The following is a 21446-nucleotide window of genomic DNA, read 5'->3' as shown; positions in this document are numbered from 1 at the left end:
AGTTTAAGTTAAAGCTTTTAAGAGAGCTTGAAATTTCAGCTGAATTTCTGCTAGTTCTTTTTCTGGATCGGAGCCGGCAACAATACCCGCACCGGCGTATAATCGCGCTTGATCGCCTTTAATTAATGCCGAACGAATACCAACAATAAACTCACTATTATTGTGACAATCAATCCAACCCAAAGGAGCGGCATAAAGAGAGCGATCAAAGGTTTCATAATGACGAATTTGTGCTAAAGCGATCTCGGTGGGAACCCCAGCAACAGCAGGAGTGGGGTGTAGTTGGGCAACAATTTCGAGGGGATGGATGGAGGGTTTTAGTTTGGCATGGATAGGAGTCCAGAGATGTTGAATATTGGAGAGTTTTAACAATCTAGAGGGAGAATTTTGCGGATTCAAGCCAATTTGTCGCAGTTTTTGGTTAATAAAGTCACTAACAGCCCGATGTTCCCGTTGTTCTTTTTCACTAGCGAGGAGTTTATTGGCCAAGAGAGCATCTTCGATCGCATTTTCTCCCCGGGGAGCGGATCCCGCTAAAGCATCGGTGATTAATTGCCCCTGATGGACAGTTAACAAGCGTTCGGGACTAGCGCCGATGAAATGATCTCCCCGTCCATTGCTGAGGGAAAAAGTGTAGCAATCGGGATGACGCTGACGCAAATTATCGAGACAGTTTACCAGATGAAAAGGACGGGGAGAAATCACGTCAAGAGCGTGAGCGAGGACAATTTTGCTAAATTTTTGGGCGTGGATAGATTGGAGTGCATCGGCAACAGCCGCTTGAAAATTATAGGTAGGATGAATATAATAACTACAGGGAGCCTGATGGGGATTTTGTCGGCAATTGCTCGAGTTATTTTGGATAATTTTGAGGTTGTTGATAGTTTCTTCGAGGGAGTTTTCTATTTCTTTTTCGCCGGTGATTAGGAGATTGGTAAGGAAAAAATATTCCGACTGTTTTTTGATAATTTGAAACTTAGGCAGGGTTAGGGTAGCTGAGGGAAAGGGGGTAGCTCTTTCCGAGTCGAAAAAAGTGAAACTACAAAAGATGCGGGGGGTAATCTCGCTATAGTTATCAATTTTAATAATTCTTTGTTGACAGTTTTCAATAAATTTTTGAGCTTTTAAAAAACGTTGTTTGCCGTGGAAAGTGGCAGCAAAGGCGATGCCGTAGCCGAGAAAAGCGGTTTCTCGTTCGGGATTTTCCCAATAACAATGGGTGGCATAGCTAGAGGCAATCCGAGAGAGAATTTCTAGGGTATCAACGGGGGAAATTTTTTGACAAAAACTAACGATCGACGGATTTCCCTTTTCTGCGGCTAACAGTTGCGGGTTGAGGATAAAGTTATAGAGGCCGCGAAGATCAGCAATCGGACTATCAGGATAGGAAAGGCGAGGAACGGCAGAAGTCATGTCAAGTTTTTTGTATTTTTTGCAAAAAAACCATGATTAATGGTATGTAATCCCCACAGATGTGGCCAGAGTCAGCAATCTCTTTTTAACTATGGTATCGGAGAAAGGGTCTTTAGGCAGAAAGGGAAGGGGATATTTGTGACGATTAACCGCGTTGGAGACAAATGAAGGCTTAAAATCTCCAGAGATGGCTATTATTTAAATGGGCAAAAAAATTAATTTAATAACTGCTACTTTACAAGTTTGTGGAAATTGCCACCACGGGACAAGTGGGGATACATTGTTCACAAACCACACAACGGGAACGCAAAAACTTGAGACGAAAACTTTCGGGATCAAGGGTTAAAGCTTCCGTGGGACAAACTCCCGTACATAACCCACAATCGACGCATTTTTCTTCATCAATGACGATTTCGCGACTAACTTGGGAAACGCCAATATTTTGTAATTGTAACCATTCGATCGCCGCTTCTAACTCATCGATATCTCCCGATAATTCTAATACTAATGTTCCCACTTGATTGGGGGCAACTTGGGCGCGGATAATATTAGCGGCGACGTTAAAATCCTTCGCCAGTCGATAGGTAACGGGCATATGGACGGCTTTTTTGGGAAAAGTGAGAGTAACGCGTTTTTTCATGCAGCCTTTCCGATCAAAGAATCTTTTTTTTGCTTATTTGCCGAAAACGGCTGGAATTACAATAGCAGCAGTGGCGGCAACGATCAGACCAAAAGCCAAATTAACTACCTGTTGATCAGCTTTTTGGTAGGTATCGATGCTAAGACTAAGTTCACGAATTTGGTTGATCACGTCTCCTAGCTTTTTTTCAATGTTTTGAACGTTACTTTCTAAAGTTTCTAATCGCCCCTCAATTGTATGAATGTACCCTTCTAGCCTTTTTAGCTGTCCCTCTATTCGCTCGAGTCTTTCTTCGGTCATAATTATTACCCATCTCTAACTTAATTGTAACTCAATCGACACCAATACTAAAAGAGCGCAGCAGTCGTTACAATAGGACAAAGTAAACTTTGATTAAATATCCATGACAGCCACCACACCCACCAACAAAATCAGAAATCTGCTGCTGGCAGTAACGGCAGTTATCCTTAGTGTAGCGATTTTCTTGGGGTTTCAAACCACCGCTAGTTCTGTATCTTTGGAAGCGCAAGCGGAAAAAGCGACACCTTTCGAACTTGCCCTCAGCAATGGTAAACCCACCCTGACAGAATTTTATGCTAATTGGTGTACCAGTTGTCAGGCGATGGCCGCTGAAATTGCCGAAATTAAAAAACAATACGGTAATGCCATTAATTTTGTCATGCTCAACGTTGATAATAATAAATGGTTGCCGGAAATTCTCCGTTATCGCGTGGATGGTATTCCCCATTTTGTCTTTTTAAATAATCAAGGACAACCAGTTGCCCAAGCGATCGGAGAACAACCAAAATCAATTTTAACTGCTAATTTAGAAGCACTTTTAACCAATTCTACCCTACCCTATGCCACCACTACGGGACAGGCTTCTGATTTTAATATCCTTGCGGGCGCTAGTCAAACTGATCCTCGCAGTCACGGCAGTCAAGTTAATCAGTAATCAGTAATCAGTTATCAGTAATCAGTTATCAGTTATCAGTGGAAAGCTCATGGCTGAAAGCTATCATTCAAGAGTCAACAGCTTATCAATAAGTACATTTCATTGACTGAATTTTTTAACTATGGCGATTATTGTCCAACATTTGACCACAGGTAACGAATATATATTCCTAGGAGTTAGTGGTGGTGAAAGTAAGAATATTTTACCCACCAAAATGTTAGGAGATTTCTTCGCAACCGAGACTCCAGATAAATCTCGATCGCTGACGGTTTGTGACGATCAAGGCCGCATACTTTGGTTTCCCGTCACAGAAATGATTGTGGTGGAGGTAGATGGTCAAAAACCCGAAGAATTATTACCAGAAATTATCCCTCCTGAACCAGTTCCTTTACAATTAGATAAAGAGAATCAACCTCAGTCCCCAGAAAATCAAGGAAACATCGATGAATTTGCCGAAGATGACGATTGGATCTAGAATTAAATATCTAATTTTAGCGGTAATAATTGCCCTATTTACTATTGGCTTTAATTCCCTCTATTCTGTTTCTCAAAACTCGATCTATTCCTTCCCTGTTGCCGAAGTTAAACCCCAATATCTTAACGATTGGACACCGGAATTAGAGGCAGAATTTCAACAAAGGGCCAAGCAGGTTATTAACCATTTTGCTAATCGGGAAAGTTATGGCAATTTGTGGGGAGAAAACGAGAAAAAATCCTATGCTATGGCCATGTTTGATTTCTTGGCAGGAAACCGGCAAAAAGCCCTAGATTTCCTGCAGCAGGATGACCCACAAAAACGGGAACAGGCCCACACCGATTATATAGATTATTATTTTTCTTTTACCCTGAAAGGACAAATTAGAAAATATTTTCTGCTCGGAAAATATCTCGATCCTGTTTATCGTCAGAGAATGTATAATGCGGCGAAAATTTGGACAGAAACCGACCCTTTACAACGGCCCCATCCTATCCACGGTACCGGCCAAGGAACGGGTAATGATTGGAGTATAACAAGACGGGGTTTATGGGTAGATAGTCGTAATACTGATAACCTGCGGGCAATGCGCGAAACATCAGTTTATCTGATGGCCGAAGAAACCGGAAATGAAGCAACTCGTCAAATTTATAAAAGTAAAATTAAGCGTTACGTTTCAGCTTTATATAACATCGGTATGGGAGAATGGGATTCAGAAGTTTATCACGGTCACACCTTTGCTCCCTATCTCAATCTCTACGATTTTGCTCAAGATACGGAAGTTAAACAATGGGCAAAAATGGCCTTAGATTGGTTATCCATGGCCGCTAGTGTTAAATATTATCGCGGTGGTTGGGGTGGCCCTGTAAAACGCGATTATGGTGATGGCCATGGCGTAATGCGATCGCACGCATCCCGCACTTTTTGGCTATACTTTGGTGATACTCCCGTCCCTAATAATCGCCCGGAATTGGACTCTCTTTATTTAATTACCAGTGGTTATCGTCCTCCTTTGGCAGTGATGGAATTAGCCCGAAAAAACTTTAATAAACCGGTAGAAATTCTCGCCAGTAAACCCCTGTATGAAAACTGGAAACCGGGCAATAATCAAAGTCCGGGTTATTGGGAAACTCAATTTATCGGGGCTAGTTATCAAATGGGTAGTCTGGCGGGAACTTTCCCCGATGGCGATGTGGCCCCGTTTAAATTAATGGCCTTTAATCAACACAAAGGGGTGGATTTTTTTGTGGCTAACACTGGCAAAAATGGCGTAAAACCGGGCAAAAATCCTGGGGATGAAATCGGACAATATCGTAATCTTTTAATCTGGTTACGTCCAGCAGACCAAGCTTTTTTCTGGCAATTACCGAAAACTGCCAAGGTAGAAAAAGATGATAATATCTGGTTTATTCAATTAGAAAAAACTTGGTTAGCCCTGAGATTAATAAATCTTTCTTCTCCTGAAATGATCGAGATTCCTAATTCCCCTTATCCCGATGATAATACCTACCAAGCTTTACCCACAGGTAACAATTATGCGGGTTTTGCTCTGGAAGTGGGGGAAGCGGCAACCCAGGGTAGTTATGAGAATTTCAAGAGCATATTTAAGCAAAAAAGTCAAGTAAATTTAACTCAAATTAAGCAGGGCAGGGTTTTATTTAAAGGCAGTCAAGGGCAGAGTTTACAATTGACCTATAATCAAATCAATCTACTGCCGATTTTAATTCGTAACGGTCAAAAGCACGATTGGTCAAAAAATTTCGCCCTTTATAACAGTTTAAGTCGAGATAACTCTCCCGTTTCTTTGGGTTGGAAAAAGGGCAAATTAACCGTCAAAGCAGGGAAATACCAGTTTTCCAATGCTTTGATCCTCTCCTCTCCTTAAGTTAGATATTCTCGATTATTTATTCAGCAAACCCTAGTTATGAGGAGAGGCAAAAGGCAAAAGGCAAAAGGCAAAAGGCAAAAGGCAAAAGGCAAAAGGCAAAAGGCAAAAGGCAAAAGGCAAAAGGCAGCTTTGTTCTCCCCACTTCCCCACTTCCCCACTTCCCCACGAAAAACTTTTTCAGCAGACCCTATTTATGAGGATTGATCAGACCATTTGCGCTTGATTTAAGAATTCTTGCAATTCTTCTCCTTCGATTACTTCTGTGGTCAAAAGATTAGCAGTAATGGACTCTAATAAATTGCGGTTGTGACTGAGAATTGCTAGGGCTTTTTGGTAACTAGCGTCGATAATTTGTTTAACTTCTTCATCGATCGCTTTGGCCGTATTTTCCCCGATCAAACGCCGGGGACTACCCTGATTATTACCTAAAAAATTAGCCTGTCCGGTTTTATCGTAGGCTAGGGGTCCCAGGGATTTACTCATACCATACATTGTCACCATTCTTTCAGCAATATCCGTCGCCCTTTGTAAATCATCGGAAGCGCCATTAGTGACACTGCCAAAGATTAATTCTTCGGCTGCCCGACCGCCCAATAACATAGTAATTTGTTCTTTAAATTCGGTTTCTGTCATCAAAAAACGGTCTTCCGTGGGAATTTTCAGGGTATAACCCAAAGCGGATAAACCCCGGGGAACGATGGAAATTTTCTCCACCCGACCACCTCCCGGCATGACAGCGCCGACTAAAGCATGGCCAACTTCGTGATAAGCGACGATTTTCTTTTCTTTTTCGGATAAAACCCGACTTTTCTTTTCTAAACCAGCGATAACTCTTTCTATCGCCTCTTTAAAGTCAATTTGACTGACTTTTTCCCGATTATTGCGGGCGGCCAAGAGAGCAGCCTCATTGACGAGGTTGGCTAAATCGGCACCGGCAAAACCGGGGGTTTGGGTGGCGATCGCTTTGAGGTTAACATCTTCACCCATCTGGACTCGTTGGGCGTATATTTCCAAAATTGCCAGTCTTCCCGCTAAATCGGGACGATCCACCAAAACTTGGCGATCAAAGCGCCCCGGACGCAATAAAGCGGCATCAAGAGTCTCTGGGCGATTGGTGGCGGCTAAAACGATGACGACGGCTTCTTTGGGGCTAAAACCGTCCATTTCTGTCAAAAGTTGGTTTAAAGTCTGCTCGCGCTCATCATTGCTGCCGCTAGTTCCCGATCCCGAACTTCTCGATTTACCGATCGCGTCCAATTCATCAATAAAAATGATGCTAGGGGCATTTTTCTTCGCTTGGGCAAATAGATCCCGCACCCGGGCTGCCCCAGTCCCGACAAATAATTCCACGAATTCCGAGGCCGAAATGCTAAAAAACGTCACTCCCGCTTCTCCCGCGACCGCTTTTGCCAAAAGGGTTTTTCCCGTCCCCGGCGGTCCGACTAAGAGAACACCTTTAGGAATACGCGCCCCAATTTTATTAAAGCGCTCGGCATCCTTGAGAAATTCGACAATTTCCTTTAACTCGGTTTTTGCTTCCTCGGCCCCGGCCACATCACTGAAGGTAATCGGATATTTTTCGCCGTCTCCATAAACTTTAGCGAGATTTTTGTTAAAAAGCAGCGATTTACGGGTGTCATCGTTGCGATAGAACAGAAACTGCATGGCGGCGACTAAAATTAAGGGAGGAACCACCCAAGCGAGGAGAGTGGTGATCCAACTGTTTTCGGCCACGGGAATCGCCTCGAAGATTACGCCTTTTTGCTGTAATAGTTGGGGTAATTGGGGGTTATCGACTGGAATCGTCGCCAAGACTCGTTCGGGGACTAGATTACTGCTTGGTTTGCCCGCCAGAGAACTAGAATCACCATAAAGGGGATTATTTGATTCTGGGGGATTAACGGAGGGATTACCCGGAATAGGCAGGGATTCTAAAGGATTTTTTAATTGATAAAAGATGACTTGATTGCCAATTCTGACCTTACTGATGTCGCCCCGTTCCACTTTACTGATAAATTCGCTGTAGGGTTCGAGGGGAATATTGGATAATTCTGAGGGACGAGGGATAAGAAAATAGCCTAAAGCGGCAACACCAGAACAAATGATCAGGATTTTGCCTAACAGAGGCAAACGCGACCAGGAAAATTGATTATCTTCTTGATTAGCCATAATTTTTAGGGCAGGTGAGAGTGAAAATGCAAAGTTTATACTAACAATTCCCTGTCTCGATCGCCTTACCGATGGGATAGGATAGAGGATGGAATACTTGGTAGCGAGCGAGCGACAAACGAGAGAAATCCCATGAATTTAGTTAGCTTAGAGAACTTTCTCGATAACACTTCTTTTTTAGTCCTGTTTTTAACCATGCTGGTTTATTGGGCCGGGGCAGCCTTTCCTAGCATACCTTTGTTGCCCGGCCTGGGCAGCACGGGAGTGGCCATCGCTAACCTCTGTATCGCCGCTTTATTGGGGGCGCGCTGGTTAGAAGCGGGTTATTTCCCCATCAGCAATCTTTACGAATCTTTATTCTTTCTCGCTTGGGGTGTAACTGCGGTTCATTTAATTGCTGAGTACACTAGCCGCAGTCGCCTGGTGGGGGTGGTGACGACTCCTGTAGCCATGGGGATTACTGCTTTTGCCACTTTGTCCTTACCCGGGGAAATGCAAACTTCGGCGCCCTTGGTTCCGGCTTTAAAATCGAATTGGTTGATGATGCACGTTAGCGTCATGATGTTAAGTTATGCTGCTTTGATGGTGGGTTCCCTGATGGCGATCGCTTTTTTGATCGTCACTAGAGGTCAAAATATCGAGTTAAAAGGCAGTTCCGTGGGTACGGGGGCCTATCGTCTGCAAAATAAGTTATCTACCACTCTTTCCGCCCCAATTTTCCTGGAAACGGCTAACAGTGGCACAACCGCCCTTTTAACTCCCACCTTAACAGCGATGGCGACTCTTTCGCCCCAACGTCTTAGCTTGGCGGAAACCCTCGATAATATCAGTTATCGGGTCATCGGTCTCGGTTTTCCCCTTCTCACTATCGGTATCATCGCCGGGGCAGTTTGGGCGAATGAAGCTTGGGGTTCCTATTGGAGTTGGGATCCGAAAGAAACTTGGGCGCTAATCACTTGGTTAGTGTTTGCCGCTTATCTCCATGCCCGCATTACCCGGGGATGGCAGGGAAGAAAACCAGCTATTCTAGCAGCGAGTGGTTTTGTTGTGGTTTGGGTATGTTATTTAGGGGTGAATCTTTTAGGTAAAGGTCTTCATTCCTACGGTTGGTTTTTCTAAATCAGTTATAGGGGTGGGTTGTGGGGTGTGGGGTGTAGGGTGTGGGGTGTGGGGTGTGGGAAGAATAAATAAAAATAATCTTCTGACGACCGACGACCGACTCCTAACCCCACCAACAAACTTTTTGCCGCAAACCATAAATAATTATAAGTAGGGAGGCACAATTATTTGTAGGATGGGTTAGCGGTAGCGTAACATAATCGGGCGTTGGGTTTCATGCTTCAACCCAACCTACCTTCATCTTATATTTAATTCCACCCACCCACTTAACTTCTCAAAACTTATAAAAAATGATCGAGCAGAAAACTACTATTAAAAATCTGGCTTTAATTGCCGGTGTGCATGGCAATGAACTAACTCCCGCTTATCTGGTTAAATACCTGCAAAACTCAGCTAATCTCCTAGCCCGCAGCAGTTTTCAATCCCACACTCTCATCGCTAATCCCTTAGCCCTAAAGCAACGGGTTAGATATATCGATAAGGATTTAAATCGTTGTTTTAACCAGAAAGATTTAGTTAATCCCGATTGTCAGCAATACGAACAAAAACGAGCCAAAAAAATAGTCAAAGAAATCCAAGAAAAATCCATTGATTTATTAATCGATATTCACAGCACCACATCTAACATGATGCTGGCAATTATTTATTCTAATCCCCATCCTTGGCTATTAAAACTCTTTACCTATCTGACTAAAATTAATCCTGAGGTGCGCTTAATTTATCATCCCGTCAGCGAGGAAGAAAATCATTTTCTGAAAGGAATTTGTCCCCTAGCTTTTACCCTAGAAATCGGTCCGGTTAACCATGGCGTCATCTGTCCCTATCTTTTTCGTCAAACCGAAACACTTATCTATCAAATCCTAGACTATATCGAACAGGAAAATTATCTCGCTGCCCATCTCGATACTTTCAGCGAATCCCTCACAGTTTACCAACGTTTAGGATCGATCGATTATCCTAGGGATGAACAGGGTGAAATTAAAGCCATGTTACATCCTGAGATTCTTCAACGAGATTATCAGGCAATTCAACCCAATCAACCGATTTTTCTAGGATTTGATGGTCAGGAAATTATCTATCGTGGGGAATCTGAATTATATCCTATCTTTGTCGGAGAATCTTCCTATAAAGAAAAAGGAATCGCCCTTTGTTGGACAGCCAAAAAACAAATCGATATTAATTAGTACCAGCCAGCATTTTTCCTGAAAAAAAACAGGTCTAAATAAGGGAAAAGCCACTATGACCTTTACTTCTGATTCTCTTTTAGCTGAACGTTACCAACTGCAACAACGCCTAGGAAATACCGCTATCGGTCGTCAAACTTGGTTAGCTACCGATATATTATCTCAAGAATCGGTAATTATTAAACTCCTCGCTTTTAGTCCCCAGATGGAGTGGGAAGAATTAAAATTATTTGAACGAGAGGCAGCCGTCTTAGCTTCTCTCTATCATCCCCGTATTCCCCGCTATCGCGATTATTTTTCCCTCGATAAAAATCAAGGTGACGGGATTCCTTGGTTTGTGCTTGTACAAGATTATATACCGGGAGAATCCCTAAGCGATCGCTTAGAAAGGGGGCAAAGTTTCACCGCTACGGTAATTCGGACTATTGCCCAAGAAGTTCTCGAAATTCTCATTTATTTGCACGAATTATCGCCCCCAGTATTACATCGAGATATTAAACCTAGTAATTTAATTATTAACTCGGAAAATAACGTTTATTTAGTAGATTTTGGGGCAGTCCAGTCCCGCGGTGCAGTGACGGGAGTTACTTTTACTGTGGTGGGAACGAGTGGTTATGCACCTCTAGAACAATTTTGGGGCCGGGCGGTTCCCAGTTCTGATTTATATGCCTTAGGTATGACTTTAATTCATTTATTGACGGGAATTGTCCCGATAGAATTGCCCCACCGCGACTCTAAAATTCAATTTCGCCAACGGGTGACAATTGATGATGATTTAATCGATTGGTTAGAAACTATGACCGATGTAGCGGTAGAAAAGCGGTTTAAAAGTGCCAGAGAAGCTCTGAAATTTCTCCAACATCCCTACTATCGCCAAGCATCAAGTTTAATCGATCCTAAGAAATTACCAAAACCTCCCCACAGTTCCATCCGTATCGCTAAACACCGGGATAATTTAGAGATTAATTTACCCCCTAAAATTAAGCTACCTTCCGATGCAGCTACCCTCTGGTCTTTGGCGATTGTCCTTACTGTCACTGTCTTTATCTCCCCGATTCTTACCTTTATTGTAGCTCTAATTGGTTTTATTTGTTTGCGTGAGATGCAATTAATTCTTACCCCTCAAGAAGTTTTAATTAAATATAAAGTTTTAATTTTTATCTACCAAAAATTTGCTTTTAAAACTCAAGATTTATGGGGTATTTTTCTCCATAGCAATGGCACAGAAGGTAACTATCAGATTCGTCTGCGGACGGCTAAAAATTATTATCTGATCGGTCAGAATCTCCGCGAGGATGAATGTCTCTGGTTAGGACAGGAAATCCAAGATTGGTTAAATTTTATAAAATATAGCGTTTCTCCTCAAGATGATGTGTAACCTGACAGGGTATTATCAACCGTCTCCCCAAAACGAAAACTTTGCACCTCACCATGAAGATAACTGCTATAAGTTATCAATTTTATCGAGAATCAATTCAAGAAGTCCTAAGAATTAGTCGGTAGGCATTTCTCCCTTTTTAACCTTAATGTTGCAGATATCGCCCTATCTTGGTAGTATAATAACTGATTGGCATTCCCTCGGCTACAAGGCGGCAATTATTAAATCGGATTAGGAATTGCCAAAAGGCGGCCATGAAATGTTAGTTATTAGTGGAGAATTAAAAATGAACTCTGAAATTTATAAAAAAGTCAGCTTGTTAGTTTTGTATCAAGGGGTTTTTGATAATGCTATTGGCCAGGCATTTATTACCCTATTATCTACGAATAATGTTGCCGATTTTCTCAAAGCTTATGGTCAATTGTTTCAAGCTTTAGCATCCAGAAATATCAGTTGGAATGATTTTCTAATCGAACAAATTTTATTAGATGACAATCCCTTTAGTCAACAGGTACAGAAAAAAAGTGTTTCGGAGTTACCCGAATCTTTAATTAATGGCGTTAAACAGGATTTATCTATCCTCCAATCTCTTTATAACTCTAGCATTTATAGCTTAAGTAATTCGACAGTTTTTGAACAAATTAAATTTCTAATTTTCCCCGCTTGGGAAGTGGACAATAAATTAGAAAGTTTCCTACATTCTAGTTTAGATTGGACGGAATTAGTCGAAGATCTAGCCGATTATTATCGTGAGTGTGGTACAGGAATTTTTGCCCGTTATCAAGCTTTAAGGTGGCAAGAAGGCAGATTACAAGGAATTACTCATCCCGATCCCGTACAGATTCAAGACATAGTCGGTTATGAAATGCCCAAGGAAACCTTGATTAAAAACACTGAGTTTTTATTAGCGGGTTATCCAGCTTTAAATGTCCTACTCTATGGCAGTCGTGGTTCAGGAAAATCCTCTCTGGTTAAGGGATTATTGCAAAAATATCATAGTCAAGGATTGCGCTTAATTGAAGTGGCAAAATCGCAGTTAAAAGACCTACCATTAATTATTGAAATCTTGCGAGATTTGCCCCAAAAATTTATTATCTTTGTCGATGATTTATCCTTTGAAGAAGACGATGAAGCTTTTAAAGCTTTAAAAGTTGTTTTAGAGGGAAGCGTCACCGCTAGACCGAAAAATGTCGTAGTTTATGCCACTTCTAATCGCCGACATTTAGTCAGAGAATTTTTTGCGGATCGACCACAACCAAAAGATAGTGATGAAGTGCATAATTGGGACACAGTACAAGAAAAATTATCCTTTAGCGATCGCTTTGGTTTAACCCTCACTTTTGAACCTGCTAATCAAGAAAAATATTTGGAAATAGTGCGTCATTTGGCAGCTTTATCTAAATTAAAAATTAGCTTAGAAGACTTAGAATTTCGTGCCAAACAATGGGCAACCCAACATAATGGGCGATCGGGAAGAACTGCTAGACAATTTATTGATTTTCTACAGGGGGAATTAGGATTAAATGGGTAAAATTAATTGTGTTATGATTAAATAAAATAATCTCTAATCTGGAAAAATGCTAACTCAATCTCCTCCCAAAACCCTCAGCTTAGAAGCATATCGTAATTTAGAAACCATAGCCGAGGTTAAACACGAATATCACGACGGGGAAATTATCGAGATGACAGGGGGAAGCATCAATCATAATAGTATTCTCATTAATCTTATTGTCCTGCTTAAATTAGCTTTAAGAGGAACTAATTATCGTCTTCAATCTAGCGATCTACGTCTATGGATACCCCAGTATAATCGCGGTTTATACCCAGATTTAATGATTATTGCCGGGGAACCATTATTTAGTGATAATCGCAACGATGAAATTTTAAATCCCTGCCTAATTATCGAAGTTTTATCTCCTTCTACCTCCGGTTATGATCGGGGTGATAAATTTCGTTATTATCGTTCTATCCCCCAATTAAACCAATATCTTCTCGTCAGTCAAGGGGAGATACTAATAGAATCCTATAGCAAAACCTCAGAGAATAATTGGTTACTGCAAGAATACACCCCAGCCAGGGGAATTATATCCCTAGATTCTTTAGGAATTAGCTTAAATCTTGCCGATATTTACGAAGGAATTGATTTTAATCTCAACTCCTAACTTTAGCTATCTTTTAAGAGGACGTACTAAAAACAATTTTACCATCTTTTACCGCCACTAAACGCAAAGTTAAGGGGCCAGCCGTATTAGTTTTACTAGCAGCAATTGCCTCAAGTGTCTCGATAGCATTACCCGACTTTTTCACTTGACCAATAAAGTTAACTACCGTAGTTAATAACCCATCTTCCACTTGAATTGATCCTAAAACTCCCGCACTTCTAGCGCGAAATTGAGCCGAGGCTAAGAGTAAATCTAAGCGCTTTTGTAGGTCTTCTTCTGTCATATTTTGGGGATCAATGGAAACGGCAGCGATGACCTGTTTCTCCTCAAAAACTCTTTGATTGGGAACCACATCAGCAAAGACACGAATCTCGGTTTCTCCTAAGACATAATTACCTGCTGAAAGGATTCTCACCACATATTCTTTACCGTCCTGTAATTGTTGACTTAACTGTTCTACCTGTGCTTTTGTGATCTTAACTAAACGCTGGTCAAAATTAGGCTGATTCGGTTGGGTGGCACGGATAGCATTCATATTCGCTTCTCGCAATAACTTATCAATAACAGCGACAATAGCTTGAGTATCAACAATACGAAAAGCTCCAAAAGATAACACCTGTCCCCGGAAAATAGCGATTTGTTTTTCCCGCAATTCTTGATAGGTTTGATAGTATTGTTCTAAAACTTCCACTTCCCGCTTAAGAAAAGCCATTTGGGTTTCTAAATCTTTTAATTTTCCCTCGCGCTGTTCCAAAGCTAAATTTTTATCGACGATCGATCGATCGAGTTCTCCAATACGTTGATCCCGGCGATCAATTTCTAGCTGTAGGGTTTTTTGTTGAGTTTCCAACTGTTGAAGTCGCGCTTGTCTGATTGTTAATAACTTTTGTTGATTAGCTAACTCTTTATCTCTAACTTGAACGGTGGTTTGTAGTTGATTGATCTGACTAGAAAGAATTGATTTTTGTTGGGACAATTGATCCCGTTGACTGATTAACTGTGCCTTTTGATTAGTTAAAATAACTCGTTCATTATTTAAATTAGCCACTTCCTTACGAAACTTTTCCAACTGTCCCGAAACTAATCGCAAACGTTGACGAGAAGCTTGATAATTTTTGTTAAGAACCTCTAGACGTTTCTGCACAGCTATCTGTTCACTTTTAGCCGTTTTTAAAGCCTTTTCCACCTGATTTTTTTGCTCGGTGGTTTTTCTCACCTGTCTTTCCAAATCCTTAATAGCGGCACGACGTTCATTTAAAAGACGATCCAGTTCAAAAACCCCTTGACGCAGGGATTTACTAGAAGCAAACAAGACAATTAAAGTGGAGCCGGCGATCAAAATTCCCGTTACAATCGTCATCAAAGTTGCGGTTTGTTTCGGACGCAGATTAAATAAACGCATCCTTTTCTTACCGATACGGCTCCCTATGCGATCGCCAACCGCCGCTATCAGACCACCTAAAACCACGATGGCCAAAACCAAAATATAAGCGCTAGTCATCCAGAATTTAAGTAAATTGTTGACTGAGAGCGACGGGATTATGGACGGTAATTTTCTTCTTGTAAATTGAGACCATTTCCTGATCCCGCAGCTCTCCCAATAAACGGGTGACAGTGACGCGGGTAGAACCGATCGCTTCTGCGATCGCTTGGTGAGACAATTTTAGATCCACCCGGATGCCATCGGTGGTGGGGACCCCAAAATCACGACAGAGAATTAATAAAAAACTGACCAAACGGGAACCCATATCCCGGTGAGCCAAGGTTTCGATCATCATTTCCGTTTGCAGAATCCGCGAGGACAACCCCTGCAGCATCAACATTGATAAATCGGGATTATTGCGGAGGGATCTTTCTACCTGATCGATTGGGGCCGAGAGTAATTCTACCGGAGTAAAAGCCACGGCATGATAAAAACGATCCGATCGCTGGCCAGTCAGTAAGGATAGCACACCAAAGACGCTATTTTCCCGCAGTAGAGCCACGGTAATTTCCTCTCCCGCTTCATAGACTCGCGACAACTTAACGGCTCCTTTCAGCAAAAAATAGACTCTTTCGGCGGGATCTCCAGGAAAAAAGATCGTTTTGCCACGCTCGAACAATTCCACCACCGGGGGGAAATTGCCGCTGCCGATTCGACGGAACACATCTGCTAGGGGTTTATCTTGTATTAGGGATAAGTCCATCTCACATCCAAAAAAGGGGAAAATTGTTTTTATTATGCAACGAGTGTCACCTCTATTAAACATAACCGCTGCCTAAACTGGGAAAAGTTTTGGGCGCTTTTTGCCAGACAATGGGGGAGGGGTGATCATTGCTGCCCCGTTATCTGTATCCCTATTATACCGAATCTCGCTGGGGTCGGCTATTGGGGAGATTTTTGTAAGAGAAACGAGAACTATGTTAGATTTAACGGGAAAAAACGCCCTAGTGACGGGGATTGCCAATAATCGCTCGATCGCTTGGGGAATTGCCCAACAACTCCATCAAGCTGGTGCAAATATCGGTGTCACCTATCTCCCCGACGAAAAGGGCCGTTTTGAGAAAAAAGTGCGAGAATTGGCCGATGAACTTAATCCCGCTTTTTATGTCCCCTGCGATGTCCAAAATGACCAACAGGTAGAAGATACTTTCGCTACAGTGGCGGAAAAATGGGGCAAACTGGATATTTTGATTCACTGTCTCGCTTTTGCCGATAAAGAGGGTTTAACGGGCGATTTTACCGCCATCCCTCGGGAAGCTTTCACTAAATCCCTAGATATTAGCACTTTTTCCCTAACCCGTCTAGCTCGATCGGCTAAACCCTTGATGACGGAAGGGGGAAGTATTATCACTCTTACCTATCTCGGTGGTGTCAAGGTAATTCCTAACTATAATTTAATGGGGGTGGCAAAAGCCGGTTTAGAAATGAGTGTTCGCTATTTAGCCGCCGAATTAGGTGGCCAAAAGATCCGAGTTAATGGTATTTCCGCCGGTCCAATTCGCACCTTAGCATCTTCGGCCGTGGGGGGAATTCTTGATATGATCCATCATGTGGAAGAAATCGCTCCTTTACATCGCACGGTGACACAAATTGAAGTGGGAAATACGGCCGCTTTTTTAGCCAGTGATCTTGCTAGTGGTATTACCGGTCAGATTATTTATGTAGATTCCGGTTACGAAATTATGGGAATGTAGTTTTAAGTAGGGTTTGAGTAGCCGAGAGGAAAAAGATTTCGAGCCTATTCTACAGCTTCTAAACAGGATTTAGTCCTGTAGGGGCGAAGCATTCGGGCAATAACTTATCGGTAAAACCGTAGATTTTCTACCCGAATGCTTCGCCCGTACTTTTTCAGCAAACCCTAAGTAGCCGAGAGGAAAAAGATTTCGAGCCTATTCTACAGCTTCTCAACAGGATTTAGTATAACTTTTGGATATGGATAAAGCTGGCATTTCTATTACTTCGCTTCAAATAATTTCCAAATCTCTTTAAGAGAAATATAGATACCGAGAACAGCAGCTAACAAAAGAAGGATTTGACTATCCGAGCCAAGGCAATTCTGAAAATTTTCATCGGTTAACACTTTATGGACGACCTTAGACATTGCCAATACAGCCGATAAACTTAACCCAGAAACAAAAAGAATTTCTAGATAAGATTTATTGTTTCCCCGTCTTGGCTGTTTTTTTGTAACCAGTGCCACGCTTGCGGTAATGACCAAGGTTCCGATTAACAAAAGAAAGTTTTCAATGTTAACAATCTTCATCAAAAATTTATGCTGATTTTGCTTTCCTAAAGGTAATATACCATCCGCAGCCCGCCGCTAATATCGCACCAATAACCGCACCATAAACTCCCGCAATCGATCCCCCTAGGGCTGCACCTCCCACCGTTACCACCATCAGGCGATCGGCTTTATCCCAAAATCGAGGGGAATCAGCACCCTCGTGATCAAGGGGGATCCCCCCGCCTGTCGGCACCCCCCTTATCAAGGGGGGCAGGGGGGATCGGGCTAATTTTTGGGCAGTTTTTACCCAATCTTGGCTAGGAATAACATCATTAATAAATAGGGACTCGAAATCTAAACTATCGGGAAAAGTGACGCTTAAACTTTTGGCGCATTCTTGGTTAGCATAGGCTGCGTCTAATTCTTCGATCGCTTTTTTATAAGCTTTTTCTAGGGGGGGAAAATCCTTGACAAGTTGCCGCAATTGTGTTGCTGCCTGGGGTTGTTCTTCCCTTAATAATCGTTCAATTTCTTTGAGCGATCGCTGTAGATATTCTGGCAAGGGTTCAGTCTGCTGTGCGAGGGCGATTAGCAGCGCTTCAAGATCGATAATTGTTTTGGGAATTTCCATAAGTTAGTCCTGTCCAGTCAGGGTATAGGCCGCCCAATGGTAAGGATCACTATATTCTGTTAGTTGATCTAGCCCTATTGTACTGCCTTCCTTTAAAATATTCGCCGCCCTCACCTCCAGTCGATCGACCCCTTCCCTTAGGTCGGGAAGTTGTCCAAGTTGCTCGATCCAGTTAGCTAGTTGCTGCCAAGTGATATTTTTTAACCAATTTTGTGTATTTTTCAGAGCTAGGGCCGGGGATTCACCCGCTAATAATCTTTGATAGAAGTTAACCATAAACCAAGCACTAGAAATCTCCTTCACCGGCCAGAGGGTACTGACCACATTAGTCGCACCCGCTGCCCGGAAAGCACTGACGAGGCCGACGTATTCGGTAGTAATGCCATCCTTGCCGGTGAGAGCGGTTTCACAGGCAGCCAGACAGACGAGACGGTAACTAGAGAGGTTGAGCTTGTTGATGTCCCGGACAGTTAATAAACCATCGCTAAGGGCGATCGCAGACTCCTGGGGACGAAAAGAGTCATAAAAGCCGTGACCAGTGAAATGAAAGGTTTTATGGGCATTTTCGAGGGCTTTGCGGACGTTTTCGCGTGATGCCTTTTTCGGGCTGATTCTCTGGCTCGGTTGCAGGATATGGCTAATAATCGCTGATTCCAGTTGGGCGAAATCCATGGGTTTTTGTTCCGTTTTGGGGTCTTCGACGCTGAGGAGGGGAGAATAGGAGAAATCGCCGGACTGGGGACGCAAACCGACCTGAGCAGAGGGGAGATAGGTGGCGGTGTATTTTTCGGGGAAGAGGGTATGTAGGGGGAAGCGGTGCAGATCCCGGTGGGGGATGAGAATCAGGGAATCAACGGAAACCGGCAAAGGTTCGAGAATTTTATCGATCTGTAAAATCCGCTTTAATTGGGCAAAACGGCTGTTAAGTGACAATCTCCAGGGGTGATTTTGTTTATTCTCCGTTTCTTTTTTACTGGCATAGTCGCGGTATTGTTTATCCCATTCGGTTAACCAAGTCCGAAACTGTCGCGCTGGTTGACGGCGTTGTTCTGGCTCTAGAATGACGGGATCAGCCTCTGCGGTGATAATAAAGGTGGTGAGATTGTCCTCGCTGAGATACCAGTAAATAATCGCCTTATTCGGACCGGTCAGGCTTTGGATAGTGGCATAATCGGGACTGGTGGGGTTTTCTTGCCAATTATCGAGAATCCAAGTCAAACAACGATTTTTATAAAATTCTGCCTGTTCAATTGCGTCTAGGGGATGATTTTCCTCGATCAGTAAATCGATTTCTAGGTGACTAAAACTGCTGAATTTTCTCTCAAAAGCCGGTTTATCGCGTTTCTGGGCGCGTAGTCGGGTGAAAAGGTGGCGCCCCTGTTGTTGATAGAATCGCGCTTCAGGGATTTCCTGTAGGGAAAGATGAGCGCGGATCAATCCTTGCAGAATTTCTAAATGATCTTCGGGGAAGTCTTTTTCGCTGAGAATCGGTAAAGCGGTTTGATAATGTCGGATTGCTTCGCGCCAATAGGGACTAGCATTCTCTTTATACTGGGAATGTTCCAGATAAGCTTCCCCTAGATAGCGATAAATTTGCCCCCACGGAGGCGATCCTTGAATGAGGTGGGGAAGTGCCTCCCGGAGGGCGAAAATATGGGGTTCTCGGTCATTAAGGGCTACTATCGGTTTACGGTAAATGAGAGCTTCTAGACTAGGAGTAGAAACGCGATTTTTACTCAGAGAACAAACGGCCCACCCTCGGTTGTCCCAAGCTAGATGGTAATCGGGTTTAATTTCTAAAGCTTGGTCGAAGGATGCGATCGCTTGTTCAAATCTGCCTAAATTACCTAACGCATTCCCTCGGCCGTACCAAGCTAGATGGAAATCGGGTTTAATTTCTAAAGCTCGATCATAAGATGCGATCGCTTCTTCATATCTGCCTAAATTCTTTAACTCAATCCCTCGGTTGTACCAAGCATGATAAAAATCGGGTTGAATTTCTAAAGCTTGATCCCAGGATGCGATCGCTTCTTCTAATCTGCCTAAATTACCTAACGCAATCCCTCGGTTGTACCAAGCTTCATGGTCATCGGGTTTAAATTCTAAAGCTCGATCGTAGGATGCGATCGCTTCTTCTAATCTGCCTAAATCAGCTAACGCATTCCCTCGGTTGTACCAAGCTTGATGTAAATCGGGTTTAAATTCTAAAGCTCGATCGTAGGATGCGATCGCTTCTTCTAATCTGCCTAAATTAACTAACGCAATCCCTCGGTTGTACCAAGCTTCATGGTCATCGGGTTTAATTTCTAAAGCTCGATCGTAGGATGCGATCACTTCTTCAAATCTGCCTAAATTATATAACGCACCCCCTCGGATCAACCAAGCTAGATGGTCATCGGGTTTAATTTCTAAAGCTCGATCGTAGGATGCGATCGCTTGTTCAAATCTGCCTAAATTACCTAACGCAATCCCTCGGTTGTTCCAAGCTTCATGCTTATCGGGTTTAATTTCTAAAGCTTGATCCCAGGATGCGATCGCTTCTGCCCATCTGCCTAAATCAGCTAACGCAACCCCTCGGTTGTACCAAGCTTGATGTAAATCGGGTTTAATTTCTAAAGCTTTGTCGTAAGATGCGATCACTTCTTCAAATCTGCCTAAATTATATAACGCAACCCCTCGGTTGCCCCAAGCTTCATGGTAATCGGGTTTAATTTCTAAAGCTCGATCCCAGGATGCGATCGCTTGTTCAAATCTGCCTAAATTACCTAACGCAATCCCTCGGTTGTACCAAGCTCCATGGTAATCGGGTTTAAATTCTAAAGCTCGATCATAGGATGCGATCGCACCGATAAAATCCCCATTGATTACTTTCTGGTTTCCTTGCTCAAACCAGAATTCGGCATCCTGAACCACTTCCGTTAAATCCGTCTCCTTTGGGCCTAGATTTTCCTCCTCCACACCAGAAACATCCCTCACCGCGTCGCGTAACTGGAGGCTAATCCGTTGGGACACTTCCCCCAGATTTCCCGTCATCACCTTGCCTAAAGCCGCCAGATCCCGCCCTAAAGTTTGATAATCTTCTGGATACTGTAGCCATTCCTCGCTTTTGACCCCTAACCACCGCGCCAGCTTTTTATCGTCACAATGGCGACTGTATAGCCATCCCCGTAACCCGCCGGTAGTGGTTCCCGCCGCCACCTGCTCGAATAACCCCATCAATATCCCTTCATATTCCCCATCGCTGGGTTCTGGAGGAGTATTTTTGACTTCTTTGGGGTTAATTGCCTTTGGACTGGCAATAAAGAGCGATTTTAGCCAATTCCAGAGCTTTTTTAGTAAGGATAGCATCGAAGAAAGGGGGAAAGGAAGATAAGGAAATTATATCTCTACTGCCGAAATCTGAAAATACCCTAGCGATCGCTATCTTCCGGCGAACGCTTCGCGCACGCTTCGCGTGACCGAGCCAATTCTAAGACCTGTTCGAGAGATAATCCCAGAGAAGCGGCGATTTCTTGGGGATTAACCCCCGCTCGCAATAATAAGGGAACAGAAGCCAATTTTCCGATGATTTCCCCTTCTTGGCGACCTTCTTGGCGACCTTCTTGACGACCTTCCTCTAGGGCCTCCTGAAACACACGCGTCTGTCTTAACTCGCTTAAACTAAACATAGCTTCTATCTCCTTTCGATTAATCCGCGGCAACTTGTAAATCAAAATCGTCTCTAT

Annotated in this window: 19 protein-coding genes; 9 read left to right on the top strand and 10 right to left on the bottom strand. The window is 43.0% G+C overall.

Annotation, left to right across the window (positions count from 1 at the left end):
- Positions 1 to 3: 3 nt before the first annotated feature.
- From EWV68_RS06645 to EWV68_RS06635, 3 genes are all read right to left on the bottom strand, one after another.
- The gene (locus tag EWV68_RS06645) at positions 4 to 1413 is read right to left on the bottom strand and encodes an isochorismate synthase (RefSeq protein WP_287169268.1); all 1410 of its coding nucleotides are present in this window, start codon (positions 1411 to 1413) and stop codon (positions 4 to 6) included.
- A 235-nt stretch (positions 1414 to 1648) separates the two neighbouring features.
- The gene (locus EWV68_RS06640; protein WP_002739790.1) at positions 1649 to 2053 is read right to left on the bottom strand and encodes an NIL domain-containing protein; all 405 of its coding nucleotides are present in this window, start codon (positions 2051 to 2053) and stop codon (positions 1649 to 1651) included.
- 33 nt (positions 2054 to 2086) lie between these two features.
- A complete protein-coding gene (locus EWV68_RS06635) occupies positions 2087 to 2353 on the bottom strand; it encodes a ssr2422 family thylakoid membrane protein (RefSeq protein WP_287169267.1) in 267 nt (88 codons plus the stop codon).
- Between the two features lie 103 nt (positions 2354 to 2456).
- Between EWV68_RS06635 and EWV68_RS06630 the strand changes: the two genes are divergently transcribed.
- The 3 genes from EWV68_RS06630 to EWV68_RS06620 all read left to right on the top strand — a co-directional run bounded on the left by EWV68_RS06630 (position 2457) and on the right by EWV68_RS06620 (position 5368).
- Complete coding sequence (locus EWV68_RS06630) at positions 2457 to 3008, top strand: thioredoxin family protein (protein WP_287169262.1); 552 nt, start codon at positions 2457 to 2459, stop codon at positions 3006 to 3008.
- 121 nt (positions 3009 to 3129) lie between these two features.
- Positions 3130 to 3483 carry a hypothetical protein gene (locus EWV68_RS06625; protein ID WP_002780578.1) on the top strand — a complete coding sequence of 118 codons (354 nt, stop codon included), beginning with the start codon at positions 3130 to 3132 and terminating at the stop codon, positions 3481 to 3483.
- Positions 3452 to 5368, top strand: a complete 1917-nt coding sequence (locus tag EWV68_RS06620; protein WP_287169260.1) for a hypothetical protein — start codon at positions 3452 to 3454, stop codon at positions 5366 to 5368. Before EWV68_RS06625 ends, EWV68_RS06620 begins: the two co-directional genes overlap by 32 nt.
- A gap of 207 nt (positions 5369 to 5575) precedes the next feature.
- Here EWV68_RS06620 and ftsH read toward each other — a convergent pair whose 3' ends face one another.
- Complete coding sequence (ftsH, locus tag EWV68_RS06615; RefSeq protein ID WP_287169259.1) at positions 5576 to 7540, bottom strand: ATP-dependent zinc metalloprotease FtsH; 1965 nt, start codon at positions 7538 to 7540, stop codon at positions 5576 to 5578.
- Between the two features lie 132 nt (positions 7541 to 7672).
- Between ftsH and ccsB the strand changes: the two genes are divergently transcribed.
- The 5 genes from ccsB to EWV68_RS06590 all read left to right on the top strand — a co-directional run bounded on the left by ccsB (position 7673) and on the right by EWV68_RS06590 (position 13383).
- Positions 7673 to 8659, top strand: a complete 987-nt coding sequence (gene ccsB / locus EWV68_RS06610) for a c-type cytochrome biogenesis protein CcsB (RefSeq protein ID WP_002743611.1) — start codon at positions 7673 to 7675, stop codon at positions 8657 to 8659.
- Between the two features lie 290 nt (positions 8660 to 8949).
- Complete coding sequence (locus EWV68_RS06605) at positions 8950 to 9843, top strand: aspartoacylase (RefSeq protein ID WP_287169258.1); 894 nt, start codon at positions 8950 to 8952, stop codon at positions 9841 to 9843.
- A gap of 55 nt (positions 9844 to 9898) precedes the next feature.
- Positions 9899 to 11221 (top strand): serine/threonine protein kinase, encoded by a 1323-nt coding sequence (locus EWV68_RS06600; RefSeq protein ID WP_061431167.1) that lies wholly within the window; start codon positions 9899 to 9901, stop codon positions 11219 to 11221.
- A 286-nt stretch (positions 11222 to 11507) separates the two neighbouring features.
- A complete protein-coding gene (locus tag EWV68_RS06595) occupies positions 11508 to 12752 on the top strand; it encodes an ATP-binding protein (protein ID WP_287169257.1) in 1245 nt (414 codons plus the stop codon).
- A 46-nt stretch (positions 12753 to 12798) separates the two neighbouring features.
- Positions 12799 to 13383 (top strand): Uma2 family endonuclease, encoded by a 585-nt coding sequence (locus EWV68_RS06590; RefSeq protein WP_061431168.1) that lies wholly within the window; start codon positions 12799 to 12801, stop codon positions 13381 to 13383.
- A gap of 13 nt (positions 13384 to 13396) precedes the next feature.
- Here EWV68_RS06590 and EWV68_RS06585 read toward each other — a convergent pair whose 3' ends face one another.
- Positions 13397 to 14884 carry a DUF3084 domain-containing protein gene (locus EWV68_RS06585; RefSeq protein ID WP_287169255.1) on the bottom strand — a complete coding sequence of 496 codons (1488 nt, stop codon included), beginning with the start codon at positions 14882 to 14884 and terminating at the stop codon, positions 13397 to 13399.
- 7 nt (positions 14885 to 14891) lie between these two features.
- On the bottom strand, positions 14892 to 15569 hold the full coding sequence (gene ntcA / locus EWV68_RS06580) for a global nitrogen regulator NtcA (RefSeq protein WP_002793163.1): 678 nt from the start codon (positions 15567 to 15569) through the stop codon (positions 14892 to 14894).
- A gap of 214 nt (positions 15570 to 15783) precedes the next feature.
- Here ntcA and fabI point away from each other — a divergent pair, with 214 nt between their 5' ends.
- Complete coding sequence (fabI, locus tag EWV68_RS06575; RefSeq protein WP_002760333.1) at positions 15784 to 16560, top strand: enoyl-ACP reductase FabI; 777 nt, start codon at positions 15784 to 15786, stop codon at positions 16558 to 16560.
- Between the two features lie 260 nt (positions 16561 to 16820).
- Here the strand turns inward: fabI and EWV68_RS06570 are convergent, their stop codons facing one another.
- The 4 genes from EWV68_RS06570 to EWV68_RS06555 form a co-directional block, all read right to left on the bottom strand.
- The gene (locus tag EWV68_RS06570; protein WP_287169254.1) at positions 16821 to 17129 is read right to left on the bottom strand and encodes a hypothetical protein; all 309 of its coding nucleotides are present in this window, start codon (positions 17127 to 17129) and stop codon (positions 16821 to 16823) included.
- Positions 17130 to 17136: 7 nt separating this feature from the next.
- Complete coding sequence (locus EWV68_RS06565; RefSeq protein WP_287169252.1) at positions 17137 to 17721, bottom strand: hypothetical protein; 585 nt, start codon at positions 17719 to 17721, stop codon at positions 17137 to 17139.
- A gap of 3 nt (positions 17722 to 17724) precedes the next feature.
- On the bottom strand, positions 17725 to 21069 hold the full coding sequence (locus EWV68_RS06560) for a CHAT domain-containing protein (protein ID WP_287169250.1): 3345 nt from the start codon (positions 21067 to 21069) through the stop codon (positions 17725 to 17727).
- Between the two features lie 62 nt (positions 21070 to 21131).
- A partial coding sequence (locus EWV68_RS06555) for an RpnC/YadD family protein (RefSeq protein WP_287169249.1) occupies positions 21132 to 21446 on the bottom strand: 315 nt, incomplete at its 5' end.

Origin of the sequence: Microcystis sp. M_QC_C_20170808_M9Col, assembly GCF_007095495.1 — a bacterium.
Taxonomy (GTDB): domain Bacteria; phylum Cyanobacteriota; class Cyanobacteriia; order Cyanobacteriales; family Microcystaceae; genus Microcystis; species Microcystis aeruginosa.
The sequence above is the reverse complement of the archived record's forward strand: the minus strand, read 5'-3'. Positions and strand labels throughout refer to the sequence as shown.